An 18,271-nucleotide genomic window follows, 5' to 3' on the forward strand; every position below is an offset into this window, starting at 1 on the left:
TGGCCAATACTGCTCGTGAGCGAAATCTGAAACATCGGTGGGTTTTGTTGCTATTTTTGCTTTAATGCTTAGCGTAAATACCCCCAATCGGCCAGATTTGATACCTCTGCAATTTTCCTAAATAATTGGTTGTCAGTTTATACAGAAATTACCTGATAAGCATCAATTATTATCCATTTATGAGCAGGCAAGGTAGTAGTAGTAAAAATTTAAAGAGATCAGATCAAAAGCAGCAGATGATCTGCTAAATAAATGTATTTGTATGGTAGTGTTGATGAAGAGATAACTGGCTAAATAAGTTAGCCGGATGTAGTAGGCAATAAAAAGGCGACTGATCGCTCGTAACTGCCGGATTTAAAGTATTTGTTGCTGGTTTGCTGCCATCACCAGTTCTGCCACGTTTTTTACACCAAATTTCTGGATCAGGTTTTTGCGGTGCGTATCAATAGTAAGCGGACTAAGAAATAATTCCTGCCCGATAACCTGGCTGGTTTTACCTGCGGCAATCATCGCCAGTATCTCTTTTTCCCTGCGTGTAAGGCGGGGCGTGCCCTGCAATTCATTTTTTGAAGGGCGGCTGATAATCTCTATCACTGCTTTACTGTAACATATATTTCCCTGTACCGCTTCAGAGATGCAATGCCTGAGTTCATCAACCGAACTGTTTTTAAGCAGGTAGCCACTCGCGCCGTTTTGTATGGTTTGCATGATGATGCTGCGCTCGGTATGGTTGCTTAGTATAAGGATGATGGTTGATACTGATGCCTTTTTGATCATGAGGCATAACTCCATGCCGTTAATATCGGGCAGGGTAATATCCAGTAAAATAATATCGACTTTATGGGTGCTGATGTATGAAAGAATATCCTCGCCGCTGCAAAAGCCACCAACCACCTCAATATTCTCCTCGTTCCGGAGCAATGTTTTTAATCCTTCGATCACGATAGGATGATCATCTACTATAGCTGTTAACAATTTAGGCATCGGCATTGGTGTTAAGCTCAATATTAATGGTAGTACCCTCGTTTATTGCTGATTGTAACTCAAATTTACCGTTTAAGAACGTGATCCGGTTTTTAAGGTTTTCCAATCCCATGCCTTTCATATTTTCAAGTATGGTTATATCAAACCCGCAACCATCATCTTCTATGGTAATGTAAAATACGGCATCATTTTGACTGCATTGTAAAATAATTTGTGTTGCCCCCGCGTGTTTAATTGTATTGGATATCAGCTCCTGTACTATACGGTAAATATTAAGCTGTATGCTCAAAGCAATATCCTTGCGGATGTTGAAAGCCTGAAAATCAATATGCAGATCATCCCGCATGTAAAATTCGCACAAATCTTTTAAAGCTACTTCAAGGCCAAATTTAAGCAACGTTTCAGGCAATAAATTCCGGGCTATGCGCCTTAACTCACTTACTGAGCTATCTAATTGCCCTATAATTCGATGAAGATCCTTATCCGTTGCGGCATCTGAGTGCGTGTTAGACCATCCCGACAAACCGATCTTAACGCCGGCAAGCATTCCGCCAAGGCCATCATGCAGGTCACGGGCTACGCGCTCCCTTTCATGTTCTTCACCGTCAAGCATGGCCTTGGTTACTTTAAGCTGTTGCTTTTGCTCAAGATCCTGGAGTTGCTGCCGGTAGTTGATCTCTTTTTGAGCCGAGAGTTTCCGGCTGTTGCGTGCGTTAACAATAACCAATCCAAGCGTTATAAGCAAGGTTAAACACCCCAGTGCAAGCAACCATTTATATAAATTCTCATTTTTAACCTCTAAAGCGGCTTGTTTGTTTTGGGCTTGCAGTGCGGCAATTTTTTGTTGGTTTTGTGTTGTACGGTATTTAGTTTCCAGCTCGCTTACCTTAAGCTCGGTTTGATTATTATTGATACTGTCCTTTAGTTTTTGATACTTGCTCAGCCAATTGTAGGCTTCTTTATAATCATTAAGGTTTTGGCTGGTTTTAGCTAATTCTGAATAAATAGTGGCTTTATCATTAATGGCCGCTGTTAGTGTACCGTCTTTAACAATATCCAGCAAAATTTGCCGTGCTTTAGCATAAGCTTTCTGCTGACCGTAAACTTCATACTTCCTGAAAAAAAACTGCTGGTATATTTGCTTTTGATTATACTTTTTTGCTAACGCCATGCCCTTATCAGCACTTAGCAATGCCTGATCGAGTTTTTTGGCAGTAGAGTTATATAGCGCCTCGTTATAATAATACAAAGGATAATTAACCGACCCGGGATAGGGTATTAATAGCGCTTTAGCTTTTTGTAATAAAGGCTCTGCCTTTGCCGGTTTACCATCATAACAATAAATACTTACGCCATTTAAATAAGCGAAGAGCAGGTTAGGGGAGTCCGGGTTTTCTTTTTGCAACAAATCAATGGCCTTTTGGTTATAATTACCCGCCCTGGCAAACTGATAGTTGTTCATCAAAAGAGTAGAGAGCTGGGTGTAAAAATGCGCGAGCATAACTCTCTCGCCAGCCTTTTCGGCATTAGGCAATACTTTTTCAAGGATAATACGGGTAACAAATTCATAACCTTTTTCATCCTTATTCATCAAAGCATAATTAAACCATGCCGCAGCACGCCTGCCATAGCCTTTTGGCGTTTTAAATGCGGCAAATGCTTGTTCGGCTTTTTTAAAGCTGGCAGATGCTTTAACCGGGTTCCAGCTAAAATAATATTGCCCTTCATAAAAAAGCGACAAAGCCTTATAGTAAGGGTATTTTTCGGCAAGTTGTTTACCACGCAACAAATAGGACTTGCTTTTAACGGTATCCTTAACTTTCCAATACTCTACAAGCGAAAAATTTGCACTGGCCTTTGTACTATCAGGGTTTTTAGTACGAAGAATACTTTCCAGGCTATCCAGGTAATGTTTTTCATTAAGCGGAATTTGCTGCTGCGAGAAAGCTGTAATGGCTATTAACAGGCAGATAGAGATTAGATATATTTTTTTCATTTAAAAAACATAGGCAATTGCGCACCCAAAAGTGGTATGCGGTATTTTCAAATATCTGCCTAAAAAGTGAAAAGAACTACAATACGAATGTGTATCGTATTAAAAATACCCAAAAATCAGTAGAAAAAATCACACCATTCAAGGGATTTCATATGTGTTGGTCAGCAGATAGTTTTGCGGTCTATCTATTATTATCATTAAATAACTATGAAAAAATCTATTTGTAAAACAGTAGTCACTGCCCTTTCCTGCATCATTCTTTTCGCGGGTTTATCCTCATGTGGTAAAAAAGACAGCGATGAATCAACCCCTGCATCCGGCGATCGTACGGCAAAATTTACGGTTACTGTAACCGGCGCGCCCGAATCTGCTTACGTATCATTTGTAATGGTAGGCTTAACCAACAACCCGTCCGAATCCACAGTTTGGAAAGTAAACGGCACAGTACAAAACAATGAAAGTGCTGTTAGCCTGGGCGAAAACAATTTCAGCGGTAACACCAAAACCTATGTTATCGAATCTATTAAACCATTAAGTAATATCAGCGTGGGTATACAATGCCTAAGCCCTGGAAATGCTGCTTATAAAGTTAGCTACAAGGCCGAAATAGATGGTAAGGTTAAAGAAGACATTAAGGATTTTACGGTTACCCAAAATGCCGATTTTACTCATGATTACACTTACTAAAGTATTAATTAAAGCTTTAGTTAAAAAAGCTCTTAGGTCTATCTAATTTAACAAAAAAACATTTACTATGAAAAAGATCATGATCATTTGTGCGGGCCTGATGTTGTTCGGGTCAACACTAACCAAGGCGCAAGCCATACTTGATAAAATTGACAAAGCATCAGACAAAGCCGACCGTGCCGGTCGTACGGCAGACCGGTCAAAAAACACCGGAGATAAGATATTGGGCTTGTTCGGTAAAAAGAAAGATGGTGACTCAGAAACTAAAACCACGGTAAAGCTTAGCGGTATTGATTTCGCGACCCTTAAAACGATAAATGAAAAGCTGCAAGCGGCAAAAGGTATTGAAAGTACCAAAATGAAATACAACGCTTCAGGCTCATCTATCACGCTGAAACACGCGGGCTCTACATCGGATATTCTTAAAACCCTGCAAAAAGCCGCTCCGGATGTATTCGCGGAAAAGAATATTGACGGTATGGATGATGGTGAAATCTCAGTAAAACTGAAATAACCTAACCCTAATACATACACTAACCTTGTTGGTAAAGCAGGCTGAGGCCAGGCCGCGCCAACAAGGTTTTTAAACATATACCCTATGAAAAAAATAACATTCAAGGTGCAATTCATCTACATTGCGTTGCTAACACTGGCCATTGCGGGCTTATCCGGGTGCAGCAAAAGTGGCGGCGAAGCTAATACTGATGATTCAGAAAAATATTTTACCTGCAAAATAAACGGCAAATACCGCGAATTTAATTATATGGTAAACGCTAACGATAAGCCTGCTACCGATACTGTGCATTTTGTAGTAATAGGCGGATGGGAAAAGCAGGATATGATTACCGGCTTTGGCATTAACATGCAACTTGCCGAAGGTGCTAAAGAAGCAACCTACTATGCAGATGGCAATAGCGATTTATTACTGGCGGGTAAATACTACATCCAAAATATGAAGGACGGAAAGATTGTGGGCACCACTATTTATAATGGCGGCGATCTTGATGGAAGTAACTTTACCTTAACCATTACCAGTTTAACCAAATGGGGTGTTAAGGGCACCTTTTCGGGCAAACTCAGATTGCTTGGAAGTGATGAAGTTGTTACTGTTACTGAAGGTAAATTTTCAGCACCATACAATTGATTTGAACCGAGACTTTGATTTTCAATTAATTATGAAAAAATATGTTTTAATTACCGGGCTGCTTACATTGTTTAGCAGCCTTTTTGTTTTTCAGGCCACAGCGCAGGATCTCGATTTTAATGAGGATTTTTCAAAATACGAGATAGGGGCATCGCCGCGGAGCATTAAAACCAACGGGGCGGCTATAGTTGCGCACCCGGCCGGCCAGCAAGGTAAATGGCTTTTGCTTAAGGATAAGGCAACATATAAATTAAACAGGCCCGTTCCGCTTCCAAAAAAATTTACTCTTGAATTTGATGTGCTGGCACAGGCCGAGCAGATCAAAGACATTTCCCCCATATCCTTTGGTTTTGTAAAAGACAATGCGGTAAGGGAATACATAAGCAATGGGGGCGCTTTTGTTCAATTTCATTATCCTGACGGAAATGCCGTTAACATTGGCAATTATGAATTAAGTAAAGAAGCTAACACCACGTTTGATCTATCGTCAACCGCTAATAGCCCGGTACATGTTAAGCTGTTGGTTAAAGGCGATCAAATGACGGTGTATATAAATGATACCAAGCTGGCAGAAACGGTATTGTTTACGGCCAAAGCCGCTAAATATTTCTACATAAGCGGGCCCTGGGAATATGAGCATGATGCCCGGTTGTTTATCAGTAATTTAAAATTATCAGCAAACGCGCATTATTAATAAATTTACGCTACTGAACTAAACGATCTCCATTCTAAACATTATCTGAATTTTATGAATAAAATACTGGCATTTTTATTATTTATCATACCGGGTACACAGGCAGTAGTAGCGCAAACTATACCATGTACCGATACTGCTAAACTGAACACAAAGCTGAAGGCAATAAGAGATGTTGACCAAAACAGCCGTGCGCAGTTTATCAAGGTAATGGCTGAGAATAATCCGCAGAAAACCAAGGAGCTTGCCTTGCAGATGAAAGCCACCGACAAAGAAAATCAGCAGTTTGTTGGCGGGTTGCTGGATACCTGTGGCTGGCCCAAAGGACTTTCCGCTGAAAATAACCACACCATATTTTTAGTTATCGATCATGGAGAAATCCCTTTCATGAACAAATATTTTCCGTACGTTAAGCAGCAGGCCGACTTAGGTGTAGTGCCTAAAAGTGACCTGGCAACAATACAGGATAGGGTATTACTGAGGAATGGTAAAAAGCAGGTGTACGGAACGCAAACCTTTAAAGCCGGAGCGGTTGTTAATGTATGGCCTGTAGATAATATTGATGGGCTTGCCGAAAGGCGCAAGGCAATGGGCTTGGAACCAATGGATGAATACCTTGAAGCGGTAAAAAAAGCGTACCACGCTGAGGTTACCTGGGACAAATCATTAACGGTTGAAAATGCTCAGCAAAAAACTGGCAAAAAACTTTGATGCTTAAATCTCTTATTCTCGTTATAAAATATTATCAATTTATATGAAGATAAGCCTGATACCCCTTTGCTTTACCGTATTGCTATTTGCCGGTATGGGTTGCAAAAACAAAAGCGACTCCAATAATAATACAAGACGATCAGCATATAAAACAGCCGACACGCTTAAACAAAAGTGGCACTGGGATAATCAACATAAGCAAAATGAAAGTGCCGGTTATGCCCAGGTTGTTAAAACCGGGAATACCATTTACATTTCGGGTGTACCAACAAGCGATCTGAGCCCCAAGGGTATAGCGGGAGTTTATAAAACACTGGAGAAATGCCTGCATGCCTTTGGCGCATCACCAAAAAATGTAGTGAAAGAAACCCTGTACACTACTGACATTGAAACCATGAAAAAATACAACGAGCAACGTAAACAATTTTACAAAGGAGATTTTCCGGCGGCTACATGGGTGCAGGTAAGCCGATTGTATGAGGCTGATGCTAAATTAGAAGTTGAACTGATAGCCCGGCTAAATGAAATTGATGAATAAAGTATTGAATAAGCGCAAGCTGCGCTTATTCAATACTTATGGGTTTACAAACATGCCCTGGGGCATCAATGTGAAAACAACTCCCTGATCCTGGCTTTTTGAACGGCATCGCTTACCTGGTATAATTCTGTCAACAGATCCGTAGCTACAGGTGGCGGATTAGTATACGCATGTTTTTGTAATAAATTTTTCAGTGCCTTATTGATCTTCTCTTCTCCTAATAATTTACTCAGCTTGTACATTACTATCAATCCTTTATCATAATAAAGATGGGTGTCTTCAGGCCTGGCCTTAAATAGTGGCGGTTCTTTTGTAAAGCCACGCTCGTTTAAATATATACTTTCATGAATGGCTGCTTTTTCCTTTACTGCTTGTACACCAAGGTATTGTTTCGCTAACATCAACTCTGTATACATGGCCAAAGTTTCGGTCAGTAGTTTTGATCCTTCACGCTCATCAGGAGCTAATCGGCCGTTGCCCCACCACTGGTGCGAAAGTTCATGGGCGGCAAGTTCATTGATCACATCCTGGCCCCGGTCTGTATTAAGGTTATTGTGAAAAAGTAAGTGCTCGGTCATAAATATCGTTGCCGGATAGGCTGTACCGGCAAACCCATCTGTAAATGAAGATACCTCTGCAAACCGGATTATTTTATATGGATAAGGGCCAAAGTTAGTCCTGCAATAATCCATGGTACGGGTTGCATTTTTTATGAGGTGCGATACATTTTCAAAATGCCTGCTATCATAATACACTTCAAATTCAACGCCTTTGTATTTTAATTTTTTAATTTTATAAAAAGCAGATGAGAGCCCGAACCTGAAAGGTATAGGCGTACCGGAGAGGTATTTAAAGTAACTCCGCTTGTTTGATTGCCATTGTTTTGCGAGGTTACCTACGCCAACCACAAATTGCCCGTATGGAACAGAAACGGTCATATCCAGATCGATAAAATCACTGCTGCCCCGCGGAGCGTCAATACTTGTTAATGGCGTTATTGCTCCCAGGTGCCTTTTTCGCCTTTCGCCAGGCAAGGATATTTCTTTATCGGTTTGATAACCGAAACGCGGAAAGTAGTTACTGATACGCATAAAGGTACCGTTATGTACAATGGCATTAAATGGCTGATGCCCTGTAAAACCATTCCATTCATAAAAAAACGAGAAGGTAAAAGTTGCGCTATCTCCCGGCATTAATGGCTGTTTAAGCGGTATCAAACCTGTTTTAGTGTCCAAAATATGTTGTTTTCCGCCTGCCTGGTAAGTAACCATCCTGATCTTCAGATCATCATCAAAATTTACAAGTAGTTTTTTGACGGGGCTTGCGCCATTATTTTTTAGCGAATACTTACCCCATACCTTGTAGGCATTATCCTCAGGATACAGATCAATTTTGGTTATAACACGAGTAATTACCGGTTGGTTGATATTGATAAATTTACGGTACAATTGCTCATAGCTTTGCCGGTTATCCAACTGTTGTTGTGGGCTAAGGGGCGTTGCTTGCCTGTAAATATATACTCCGGTTAACATGCATAAGCAAAACGGAATACCTAAAAGGCATAACTTTTTTTTAGTGAGTTTTTTAAGCCCGTAATTTGCCATCATCCATGCAAGTGTGATGAATGCTGTGCCATAGAGTATTCTCCACATAAAGCTGCCGGAATAAGCATCCCAACCATTCATTTCACTGTACCTTGCAGTGTAGGCGGCGGCAAAACGCAGCAAAGGGTGCGTTATACCTATAGCCTTGCCGATGGATGTAGCTAACAAAAATAAAATTATACAAGTAACAATTAAGCCTATCCATTTACGGTTAATTAAATGCTGAATAATTAAGCTAAGGGCAGCGCAAATAATTAAAGGAAGATCAATGAAAAAATAAGCCGTTGCATAAACCTGCCAGCTTATTTGTGTATAATGATAAATGAACTGAAAAGCTATGCCGGTTGTAATGATAATACCTGTTAACAAGATGATCATCACTGTAAGAGATAACCACTTTGACAGTAAGAATATAATGTTGACAACGGGTGTACTATTCTCGATCAGGTTAAAGCGATACGTAGAACTTCGCCAGTATAATTCATGCCCGTAAAATAAAATAACCGGTAGCAGTAAGCCGGGCAGGTTGTAAATAACGCGGTTTACCAACAAGCCGGTGCTGGCATATTGCTCCGGCAAACGTATACCCTGGTCAATAGTGCCATAAAATTCCATACTCATATAAAAAATCAAGCCAAGCGAGATCAGTACGAACGGAATACTTTTTACAATGATTTTTATGTTGTGCTGTATCAGGCTTGTAAGCACAACTAAAGTGTATTTTGCCCCATGAGCAAAAACTGTTGATACGTGATAATTGCGGATAGGGCTTTCAGCTTCTGTATGTATTAATTTGTTTTTGGCATAACCATTATCCCGAATACTGAACCTGAATTTAAGGTAAACTACTGATAACAATAGTAACGGTAATACTATGTAAATCAATCTGTTAAATAAAATATTGCCTGTTAAATGTATTACAGAGGTGTTTTTTTGTGCAACCGTCCATAAATTAGTTTGCTGATAAAAAGCGGAGAGGCCAAAAGGATCAACTTTTGCCGATAGCTCAAGTGCTTCAGGCGATTGGGGTAAGCTGCCCGCCATCATAGGCGACCCGGAATAGGTTAGCATGATAAGGTAACTGATATATACAAACAGCCCGGTAATGTAAACTATCAGTTTATTGGGAGCCAGCCAGGCAACCGTGCTTACCAGGGCCGAGCATAACAGTAAATTCGGTATAGCCACTACTAACACGGGCTGTACATAGAACCAAATGTTAAAATCACGGTATTCCGCCCGGTCGCTATCAGCAATATGCCCGGTTAAATAGCCTGCTACAAGTAGTATAAAACAGGCAGCAGCAAGTATAAACAATGTGTAAAAGCGGCTTAGCAAGTACCTCGCTTTTGTAATTGGCGTAGTATACAACAAGATGGCAAAGCGTGAATCATGCTCTTTAAAAAGTATTTGGGCCGCCAATATGGTAGTTATAAAAATACAGGTGAGGCTAAGCAAACCTATCATGTTAGCAATGCTGTATGGTGCATTGCGGTAAATATCATTACCCGGACTAAATGACATTTTCAGGCCAATAAAAAAGCCGGCCGCGAATAGTAAAATCAAGGCAATATATATCCCGGGCTTCTTAAAGTAAGTGCCCAGTTCAAATTTCAGTAAAGAGGTCATGGGTTAGTTTTTGGAGGTAAGTAAATGAAAGTACACATCCTCTAAAGCAGGACTAAGGGGTTCAAATCCATTACCCGGGTCGCTCTCGGCATAAATGTGGATATGAAGTTTGCCCATACTAAGCTGAGAAGAAATGAGATTGAACTGTTGCTCATAAACGGGTTTATCAGCTTTACTAATGCTTTTTTGCCATAATTTACCACCCATGGTGGCTATAAAATCAGCAGGTTTTCCTTGGGCAATAATGCATCCTTTGTTCATTACAGCCATGTTGGTACAAAGATTTTTTACATCCTCAACCAGGTGGGTTGACAGGATGACGATCTTTTCTTCGCCTATCTCGCTAAGCAGGTTATTAAAGCGGTTGCGTTCTTCCGGGTCAAGGCCTGCGGTTGGTTCATCAACAATTATAAGTTGCGGATCGCCCAGCAATGCCTGCGCTATGCCAAAACGCTGTCGCATACCGCCCGAAAAGGTGTATACATCTTTATTACGCTGCTGGTAAAGGTTGGTTTGGGCTAATAATGCCAGCACCTGCTCTTTTCTTGAAGCAGCGTAGGTAAGGCCTTTTAATATGGCAATATGGGTAAGCAGGTCATACGCCGATACTTTGGGATACACGCCAAAATCCTGGGGTAAAAAGCCGAGTTGCTTTTTTAACGACAGGGGGGCATTGATGATGTTAATGTTGTTAAAGCATATTTCGCCTTCATCAGGTTGCTGCAACCCGGCCAGTGTTTTCATGAGGGATGATTTGCCGGCACCGTTAGGCCCCAGTAAGCCAAACATTCCATTGCTGATACTGAGCGATAAATTATCTAAAGCCTTTACGCCATTTTGATAAACTTTACTGAGGTTTTTAATGATAAGTGTGTTCATGTAGTAAAAAATTAAGGCAAAAGGGTGGCCGTCCCTTTAGTTGCCGAGGGTTAAATAACTCATAGTTTTAAGCGATTTTTATTTGCCGGTTACATATTCCAGTATATCACCGGGCTGGCAATCAAGGGCTTTACATATAGCCTCGAGCGTATCAAAACGTATACCTTTCGCTTTTCCGGTTTTTAAGATGGATAAGTTAGCCGGTGTCATATCCAGAATTTCTGCCAGTTCTTTACTTTGCATTTTTCGCCTGGCCAGCATCACATCTACGTTTACAATAATGGCCATATTAAAGTATAAGGTCGTTTTCGGTTTGTAAATGATAGCCTTCTTTAAAAATGGCTGCCATAAAATAGGTAAATACCCCCAGCAACATATGCAGCACAACCAGTATCTCAGCCGGAGATTCAATGTTATAGAACACTGAAATTATTATTACTGATAATGCAGGTAGTACCAGGTTGCCCAGGTAAAACATTTTGAGCTGACGGATGCCATAAGCCGTAAATAACCGGGGTTTTGTAAATACACTAAAAACTTTACCCACTAAAAAAAAGAATAAGGCATAAAGGCCAAGCAACAGCAGGAACATAATAATGTATCCCTCGTTATACTCACCCAACAGGTAGGGTGTACGGGTAAAGGGGTAGCATATCTCGAAACGATTATTGTGTTCGATAAGGTTTAAGCACCAACCGGTGGATAAAGCGATCACCGAAAGCAGGAAAGATAAAAAATACCCCGCTGCCAATATTTTGCTAATGGCCGAGAGTATTTTGGCAATTAAACGAACAGTTTTCATATTCTATATTTATTGCTGTAAATGTACAATTAATTATTGTTTTACAATAATTAATTAAAAAATATATTTAGTATAGTAATTTGATTTAATAACATCACACCTGCTATTTCACATTATGCTGCATGGCATCGTTTTTGAACCTGAAGCCTGTATATGAGAAAGCGGCTACATGCGTGGATCAAAAAAAAGCACAGGGGACTCATGATCCGGCGTACGGCTAATCCTTACCTGGACCATCTGATTTTTGTAGCTGAACGTGCAGGCAAGGTTATCCCTTTAGGCTACGAGATTGGTATTTGCCATGATCTGCTGGAAGAAACGCACGTAACATCTGAGAAATTGCTGAACAAAATGATGAGTTTTGGTTATATGGAAGCGCAGGCACATCACATTGTTACATGTGTGGTTGAGCTAACAGATGTTTTTACTAAAAAATCTTTTCCTGATCTACCTAAAAGGGAAAGGAAAAGGAGGGAAGCAGCACGTTTAACCGACATCAGCGCCGATGCTCAAACAGTTAAATATGCTGACCTGATATATAACATTAACTGGACTGTGATGTACGATAAGGATAATGCCGCTGATTATTTATATCGTAAACAACAACTCATCAGGTTGATGAACATGGGAGATGAAGGGTTGCGTACAGAAGCACTTTCACTAATCTCGCGCTATATTTAACTTGCTAATTTTTAAGTAAATCCTGACATACTATCGACATTGTTTTTTTATTTTGTATGTATCTTTGCAGCGTTAAAGATTTTAAAACTCCTTTCTACCGCAAGCATCAGCGTTCCGCTGCACTCTTTGACGAGTATCAATTGGCTTATCGCGCATACCAAGGCACCGGATCTTTAGCATTCACTTAAAACTATGTTTTTTTATGAGGCAACTTAAAATTAGTGAGTCGATCACCAATCGTGAAACCGCATCGTTAAGTCAATATCTGTCAGACATTGCCAAGATACCAATGGTTACCCCGCAGGAGGAAGTAACCTTAACGCAAAAGATAAGAGAAGGTGACCAGGCCGCGCTTGAAAGACTAACCACCGCGAATCTGCGCTTTGTAGTTTCTGTGGCCAAGCAATATCAAAATTCAGGACTCACCCTTGGTGACCTAATCAACGAAGGTAACCTGGGCCTGGTAAAGGCAGCAAAGAGGTTTGATGAAACAAAGGGTTTCAAATTTATATCTTACGCAGTATGGTGGATCCGTCAGTCAATTCTTTCAGCCATTGGCGAACAATCACGTATGGTGCGTTTACCGCTTAACCAGGTAGGTGATCTGTCAAAAATAGCCAAGGCGGCTTCACGGTTGGAGCAGGTATATGAAAGGCAGCCCACACCTGAAGAGCTGGCGGAAGACCTGGAATCTACCGTAGAAAAAGTAACCAGTTCGCTGGCTAATAGCGCAAGGCACCTGTCATATGATACGCCATTTTCAAGCGATGAAACCAACACCTTGCTGGATGTGCTGCAAAGCGCTGAGCCGGGAACGGATAAGGAGGTGATGAGCGAGTCGTTAAGTGTTGAAGTGTCTGACAGTATGCGTTTGCTTTCTGAAAAGGAGCGTAACATACTTGAGCTGTTTTTTGGCTTAAACCAGCAACATGCGCACAGCCTTGACGAGATAGGTGATAAATACCACCTTACCCGCGAACGCGTAAGGCAGATAAAAGATAAAGCGCTGGCACGCTTGCGTACCAGCAGCCGCACAAGCGCTTTAAGATCTTATTTAAATTAATATTGCTAACTGCCTGGTAGCTATTCAGGTATTAGTGTTCGCAAAAACGCCCTGCATTATAATGCAGGGCGCTTTTGCGTTATGCGTTCTTTGGGATAAATAATTGAGATGCTATTATCAGTTAAATGATTGCCTGTATACAAGTGGTGTTTGGTTTGTTTTGCGCCTAAACAGTTTATTGAATGATTGCGGATAATCAAATCCGAGCCGGTATGCTATCTCGGCCACAGTGAGATCGGTGCCGGTAAGCAACACCTTGGCTTTTTCTAAAAGATGATCTTGTATATGTTGCTGTGCGCTACGGCCTGACAGGTTGCGCAAAAGATCACTCAGGTACTTGGGAGATTTGTTCAACCGCTCTGATAAGTAGGAGATAGTGGGCAAACCGTTTGAAAGCAATAATTCATCGTTGTTAAAATAAGTATTCAGTAAGTTTTCTACCTCGGTAAGCAATTGGTGGTGTGCCGGTTTGCGGGTATTGAACTGCCGTAGATAGAAACGCTGGCTGTAGTGCAGCAATAATTCAAGTTGTGCGATCATTACCTCTTGTGTAAGCCCGTCAATGGCTGTTTCAAGTTCCAGGCGAATGTTATCAACTATATTATTGATAACAGTTTCTTCCTTTTCAGACAGGAATAGAGCCTCGTTAATAGCGTATGAAAAAAAATTGTAGCTCTCGATCTTTCTTGCTAACGGAAAGCCCTTTAAAAAATCGGGATGAAAGGCCACACACCATCCTTCAAGCTGATGGTTTTCAGGCACGGTGGCTACAATTTGTCCGGGTGCGAAAAACGACATCAGCCCCTCATCATAATCATAATAACCCTGCCCGTACTTTACCTTGCCGCTAACCTTTTTTTTGAGCGAAATGCAGTATACGTTCAGCATCAATGTCCGGAAACGCTTATCCGGATTATGCTTCAAATCCTCCATCCTGAAAATATCTATCAAAGGATGCTCAGGGCCGGGTAATGATAAAACCCGCCGATGTTCGCTGATAGAATTTATTGCATATGGAGTATCTCTGCTCATTGTAAATGAAAATGATTGGTGTAAAAGTAATACAGGTTAATTATCGCTTAACCTGTAACTTAAAATTTATTTATCAATGCCAGCCATTGAGTTAGCATCATACCGGTCGCCTATTGAAGTACCTAACGGAACTATCGAATCTAACAGGTTAAGTTCATCTTTGGTAAGTACGATATCGGCAGCGGCAATATTCTGTTCAATATATTTTACACGCTTGGTACCCGGAATTGGCACATGCCCTTTGGCCAGTACCCAGCTTATGGCCAATTGCGATGGTGTTACGCTTTTTTGAGAAGCTATACTGTAAACCGCGTTTACCAGTTCAAGGTTTTTGTAAAATTGATCTCCCTGAAAACGGGGGATGTTTCTACGAAAGTCATCAGCCGGAAAATCATCCGGGTTTTTCAATTCCCCGGTTAAAAAGCCGCGTCCCAGTGGCGAGTAAGCTATAAGCCCTATACCCAATTCGGCCAGCGTATCGGTAATACCCGCCGCCTCTACATCCCGCTCAAATAAGGAGTACTCTGTTTGTATCGCGGTAAGCGGATGCACGGCATGTGCCTTACGTATAGTTGCTGACGATACTTCAGACAGACCGATGTATTTAACCTTTCCTTCTTTTACCAGTTCGGCCATTGCTTCAACTGTTTCCTCGATAGGTGTGTTAGGGTCCAAGCGGTGCAGGTAATACAGGTCTATATAATCTGTCCCTAAATTTTTTAATGACCGTTCGGCGGCTTTTTTAATATATGCTGCTGATCCGTTATAGTTCCAAGTGAGTTGTTCGTTGTCATCAACCTCGTAACCAAATTTAGTGGCTATAATATACTTTTCACGCTTACCTTTTATTGCTTTTGCAATTAGCCTTTCATTAAGGCCCGGCCCGTACATATCGGCGGTGTCTAAAAAGCTGCCTCCCAGCTCCAGCGAGTGGTGCAATGTGGCTATAGCTTCCTGCTCATCAGCTTTACCATAAATATCCCAGCCATTCATGGATGTCATGCCCATGCAGCCGAGTCCAACTTGCGGAACAACCAGCCCCTGGCTGCCTAATTTTACTGTTTTCATAGTATGATTTTGTTAATGGTACAAATCTCAGCTACGGCAGGGATTATCATGTGTCCGTATGGCGGATTGTTGTATCCGTATGCGAAGAAAGCCCCCCGCCTTTGAGTTAGCGCATAGATAAAGGTAATTGTTTAGTAGTGTTTATGTAAAAAAAGCATTGACAACATGAATTAACGCACAGGGATTAGAACTTTGCCGGTATATCTTAATGAGTATGAAAAAATCAGATGTTAAATATTCAGTATTGGATTTGGCAACAGTGGTGCAGGGCGATAAGCCTGCCGATACTTTTGTTAAAAGTGTTGCGCTTGCACGCCATGTTGAAGCCGCGGGATATAATCGCTACTGGCTGGCTGAACATCATAACATGATCAGTGTAGCCAGCTCGGCTACCCCGGTGCTTATAGGGCATATTGCCGGCAATACCTCAACTATACGCGTAGGCTCAGGCGGCATAATGCTGCCTAACCATGCACCATTGATAGTGGCAGAGCAATTTGGTACACTGGCTTCTCTGTATCCTGATCGTATCGATCTGGGTTTGGGCAGGGCGCCAGGTACTGATCAACTTACCGCGCTGGCTATACGGGGTGAAAATTTTCGTATTGAACAGAATTTTCCTGATGATATAAAGCGTTTGCAGCAGTTTTTTTCAGCAGACAACAGTAACAGCCAGGTAAGGGCTATTCCGGGTGAAGGTTTGGATATACCGATATGGGTACTTGGCTCAAGCCCGGAGAGTGCTGTTGTAGCTGCCGAGATGGGCTTGCCTTACGCGTTTGCCAGTCATTTTGCGCCAACACATTTCATGACGGCTATAGCATTGTACCGCGAACGTTTTAAACCATCAGCGGTACTCAACAAGCCTTATGTATTGGCCTGTGTAAATGTAGTAGCTGCCGAAACAGACGCTGAAGCCGTAAAACTTGCCACATCATTACAGCAATTGTTTTTAGGTATTGTTACCGGCAGGCGAAAACTGCTGCAACCCCCGGTTGATGATATGGATGATATTTGGGAGTATTACGAAAAGGACGCCGCGGAAAGGATGCTGGCTTACTCGTTTATAGGGAGCCGTGAAAAGATAAGTGCCGAACTATCTGATTTTTTGAATGACACAGGTGTAGATGAGGTGATGGCAACCTCGCATATTTTTGATCAGCAGGCAAAGCTTAATTCGTACAGCATATTTGCTGATGTAGTTAATACGTTGAACAGTAAAAACTAATTTTACATTAATTATAAAAGCCCGTTAGCTTATTTATTTGCTAACGGGCTTTTTGATCAGGATACTATTAGTTAGCTTGATCCTGCCGGATACCTGCTTTATAATACAGCTCGGCAAGGGTTTTCTGGTAACCCGATATCATGCTTTCGCGCTTTATCTTCATGTCTATCAGCTTGCTTTCCCGGCTGTTGATCAGGAAAAGTGTACTTTCTCCCAGATCAAACTTTTGCAACTCACCGGTTAACAATACCTGCTGGTTGTTGATGCTTTGTATCTGTACCACTAACTGTGAGCGATAGGCGCTCAGATCATTATAGGAGGAGCGAATGTTATTACTGATCTCGCGGCCTGATTGCTGCAGGTCGTAATTCACTTCCTGTTGCTTTATCTTCACCTCGCGCAACTTGCCACGTTCCTTACGTAAAAACAGCGGAAAGGCAAATTCAATACCCACCTTGTAATTACTCCAGTTAAAATCATAATAATCGGGCACATAGGTGTTAAAATCGCGCCGGGTTGATAGGAGCGAGCCGCTGATGTTTATCTTCGGTTTCAGCAATTCCTGGCGATAGCGTCTGTCAATATCTAACTGCGCGCTTTTGGCACGTAACTTTAATAACTCCGGATGCTGTTGATCTGCCTGGCCAAGCAGGGTTTCAAGCAGCGAGTTATCAGGCAATATAATGTTTTGATTAACCGCTTGCGGAATAGCATTTTGAGGCAGCTCAAGCGGCGTGCCCTCGGCATTCCATAAATGGTTTGAGAGAATCAATGCCGAATTTTGCAGCGCGATAGTGCTTTTTGCGAGTTGTATCTGCCTGTCCTGTACGGTAATGCTGGCCTCTACCGAGTCTATCGGCGGTTTATCACCAATCAGGGTTTGCCTTCTTACCGCCTCAAAACGGCGTTGTGCAAGGTCTACACCTTCTTTAAGTAACAAATATTCACGGTAAGCATAATACCAAGCCCAGTAATCTTTGGCGGCGGTATACCATACACTGTTTATCTGTTTCACTTTTTCAGCCTCGGCATAATTTACCATGGCCTTAGCTTGTTTAAGGGTGCTGCGTCGTTCATCAATAAGCAAACCCTGCCCTAACGGAATGGTCAGGCCAACCCCGGCAAGCCCAGGTTGCGGCGTGCGTGTTTCGGGGTTGGTATAGGTGCCCACACTGCGGTCATAACCCACTTTCAGGTCGGCACCGGCAACGTATAACGGTACTTTAAGTTCGCTGTTCCAGTTATTGTAATACTCGGTATTGCCAAACAGTTTACGGTTAAATGATGCCTTTACAGCCGGGTCAAAATACCCCGATGATTGGAGTACATTGGCTTTTGCTGCCTCACTCAACAATGCTGCCTGTTTTACAATAGGGTGGCTCTTAAAAACTATCTCTTCCAAATCGTCAAGAGAAAATACTTTATTCGTATCAGCCGCGGCCCTGGTGGCTTGCGCATAAGCGCCCGCCTTAATTAATAGTATTAAAAGGCCGGCAGCTAAATAACGTTTTAATTTCATGTTGATGTTATT

General features: G+C 41.7%; 18 protein-coding genes. 9 read left to right on the forward strand and 9 right to left on the reverse strand.

The window, feature by feature from the left end; all coding sequences use genetic code 11:
• Window positions 1–354: 354 nt before the first annotated feature.
• Together LJ707_RS02710 and LJ707_RS02715 are read right to left on the reverse strand one after the other, a co-directional pair.
• The gene (locus LJ707_RS02710; RefSeq protein WP_228949192.1) at window positions 355–984 is read right to left on the reverse strand and encodes a response regulator transcription factor; all 630 of its coding nucleotides are present in this window, start codon (window positions 982–984) and stop codon (window positions 355–357) included.
• Window positions 977–2,980 carry a sensor histidine kinase gene (locus LJ707_RS02715; RefSeq protein ID WP_228949193.1) on the reverse strand — a complete coding sequence of 668 codons (2,004 nt, stop codon included), beginning with the start codon at window positions 2,978–2,980 and terminating at the stop codon, window positions 977–979. Before LJ707_RS02715 ends, LJ707_RS02710 begins: the two co-directional genes overlap by 8 nt.
• Window positions 2,981–3,187: 207 nt before the next feature.
• On the opposite strand from LJ707_RS02715, the gene LJ707_RS02720 reads away from it, so the two are divergent.
• The 6 genes from LJ707_RS02720 to LJ707_RS02745 all read left to right on the forward strand — a co-directional run bounded on the left by LJ707_RS02720 (window position 3,188) and on the right by LJ707_RS02745 (window position 6,754).
• Complete coding sequence (locus tag LJ707_RS02720) at window positions 3,188–3,667, forward strand: hypothetical protein (protein WP_228949194.1); 480 nt, start codon at window positions 3,188–3,190, stop codon at window positions 3,665–3,667.
• Between the two features lie 67 nt (window positions 3,668–3,734).
• Window positions 3,735–4,181 carry a hypothetical protein gene (locus LJ707_RS02725; protein ID WP_228949195.1) on the forward strand — a complete coding sequence of 149 codons (447 nt, stop codon included), beginning with the start codon at window positions 3,735–3,737 and terminating at the stop codon, window positions 4,179–4,181.
• Between the two features lie 84 nt (window positions 4,182–4,265).
• Window positions 4,266–4,811: a hypothetical protein gene (locus tag LJ707_RS02730; protein ID WP_228949196.1), complete on the forward strand. Its 546-nt coding sequence runs from the start codon at window positions 4,266–4,268 to the stop codon at window positions 4,809–4,811.
• Between the two features lie 31 nt (window positions 4,812–4,842).
• The gene (locus LJ707_RS02735) at window positions 4,843–5,505 is read left to right on the forward strand and encodes a hypothetical protein (protein WP_228949197.1); all 663 of its coding nucleotides are present in this window, start codon (window positions 4,843–4,845) and stop codon (window positions 5,503–5,505) included.
• A 54-nt stretch (window positions 5,506–5,559) separates the two neighbouring features.
• Entirely contained in the window at window positions 5,560–6,216 is a 657-nt protein-coding gene (locus tag LJ707_RS02740) for a DUF6624 domain-containing protein (protein WP_228949198.1), read from the forward strand.
• Between the two features lie 43 nt (window positions 6,217–6,259).
• A complete protein-coding gene (locus tag LJ707_RS02745; protein ID WP_228949199.1) occupies window positions 6,260–6,754 on the forward strand; it encodes a RidA family protein in 495 nt (164 codons plus the stop codon).
• A 65-nt stretch (window positions 6,755–6,819) separates the two neighbouring features.
• On the opposite strand, the gene LJ707_RS02750 is transcribed toward LJ707_RS02745, so the two are convergent.
• The 4 genes from LJ707_RS02750 to LJ707_RS02765 form a co-directional block, all read right to left on the reverse strand.
• Window positions 6,820–9,987: a M1 family aminopeptidase gene (locus tag LJ707_RS02750; protein WP_228949200.1), complete on the reverse strand. Its 3,168-nt coding sequence runs from the start codon at window positions 9,985–9,987 to the stop codon at window positions 6,820–6,822.
• 3 nt (window positions 9,988–9,990) lie between these two features.
• Window positions 9,991–10,866 carry an ABC transporter ATP-binding protein gene (locus tag LJ707_RS02755; protein WP_228949201.1) on the reverse strand — a complete coding sequence of 292 codons (876 nt, stop codon included), beginning with the start codon at window positions 10,864–10,866 and terminating at the stop codon, window positions 9,991–9,993.
• 78 nt (window positions 10,867–10,944) lie between these two features.
• On the reverse strand, window positions 10,945–11,154 hold the full coding sequence (locus tag LJ707_RS02760; protein WP_228949202.1) for a helix-turn-helix transcriptional regulator: 210 nt from the start codon (window positions 11,152–11,154) through the stop codon (window positions 10,945–10,947).
• A gap of 1 nt (window position 11,155) precedes the next feature.
• On the reverse strand, window positions 11,156–11,668 hold the full coding sequence (locus LJ707_RS02765; RefSeq protein ID WP_228949203.1) for a DUF2975 domain-containing protein: 513 nt from the start codon (window positions 11,666–11,668) through the stop codon (window positions 11,156–11,158).
• 153 nt (window positions 11,669–11,821) lie between these two features.
• Here LJ707_RS02765 and LJ707_RS02770 point away from each other — a divergent pair, with 153 nt between their 5' ends.
• Together LJ707_RS02770 and LJ707_RS02775 are read left to right on the forward strand one after the other, a co-directional pair.
• Window positions 11,822–12,349 carry a hypothetical protein gene (locus LJ707_RS02770; protein WP_228949204.1) on the forward strand — a complete coding sequence of 176 codons (528 nt, stop codon included), beginning with the start codon at window positions 11,822–11,824 and terminating at the stop codon, window positions 12,347–12,349.
• Window positions 12,350–12,551: 202 nt separating this feature from the next.
• A complete protein-coding gene (locus LJ707_RS02775) occupies window positions 12,552–13,412 on the forward strand; it encodes an RNA polymerase sigma factor RpoD/SigA (RefSeq protein WP_228949205.1) in 861 nt (286 codons plus the stop codon).
• A 117-nt stretch (window positions 13,413–13,529) separates the two neighbouring features.
• Here LJ707_RS02775 and LJ707_RS02780 read toward each other — a convergent pair whose 3' ends face one another.
• The gene (locus LJ707_RS02780; RefSeq protein WP_228949206.1) at window positions 13,530–14,444 is read right to left on the reverse strand and encodes an AraC family transcriptional regulator; all 915 of its coding nucleotides are present in this window, start codon (window positions 14,442–14,444) and stop codon (window positions 13,530–13,532) included.
• A gap of 66 nt (window positions 14,445–14,510) precedes the next feature.
• On the reverse strand, window positions 14,511–15,512 hold the full coding sequence (locus LJ707_RS02785) for an aldo/keto reductase (RefSeq protein ID WP_228949207.1): 1,002 nt from the start codon (window positions 15,510–15,512) through the stop codon (window positions 14,511–14,513).
• Between the two features lie 214 nt (window positions 15,513–15,726).
• Here LJ707_RS02785 and LJ707_RS02790 point away from each other — a divergent pair, with 214 nt between their 5' ends.
• A complete protein-coding gene (locus tag LJ707_RS02790; RefSeq protein ID WP_228949208.1) occupies window positions 15,727–16,740 on the forward strand; it encodes an LLM class flavin-dependent oxidoreductase in 1,014 nt (337 codons plus the stop codon).
• Between the two features lie 67 nt (window positions 16,741–16,807).
• Here the strand turns inward: LJ707_RS02790 and LJ707_RS02795 are convergent, their stop codons facing one another.
• The gene (locus LJ707_RS02795) at window positions 16,808–18,259 is read right to left on the reverse strand and encodes a TolC family protein (protein WP_228949209.1); all 1,452 of its coding nucleotides are present in this window, start codon (window positions 18,257–18,259) and stop codon (window positions 16,808–16,810) included.
• Between the last annotated feature and the right edge of the window lie 12 nt (window positions 18,260–18,271).

Source organism: Mucilaginibacter sp. UR6-1 (assembly GCF_020880975.1).
Lineage (GTDB): Bacteria > Bacteroidota > Bacteroidia > Sphingobacteriales > Sphingobacteriaceae > Mucilaginibacter.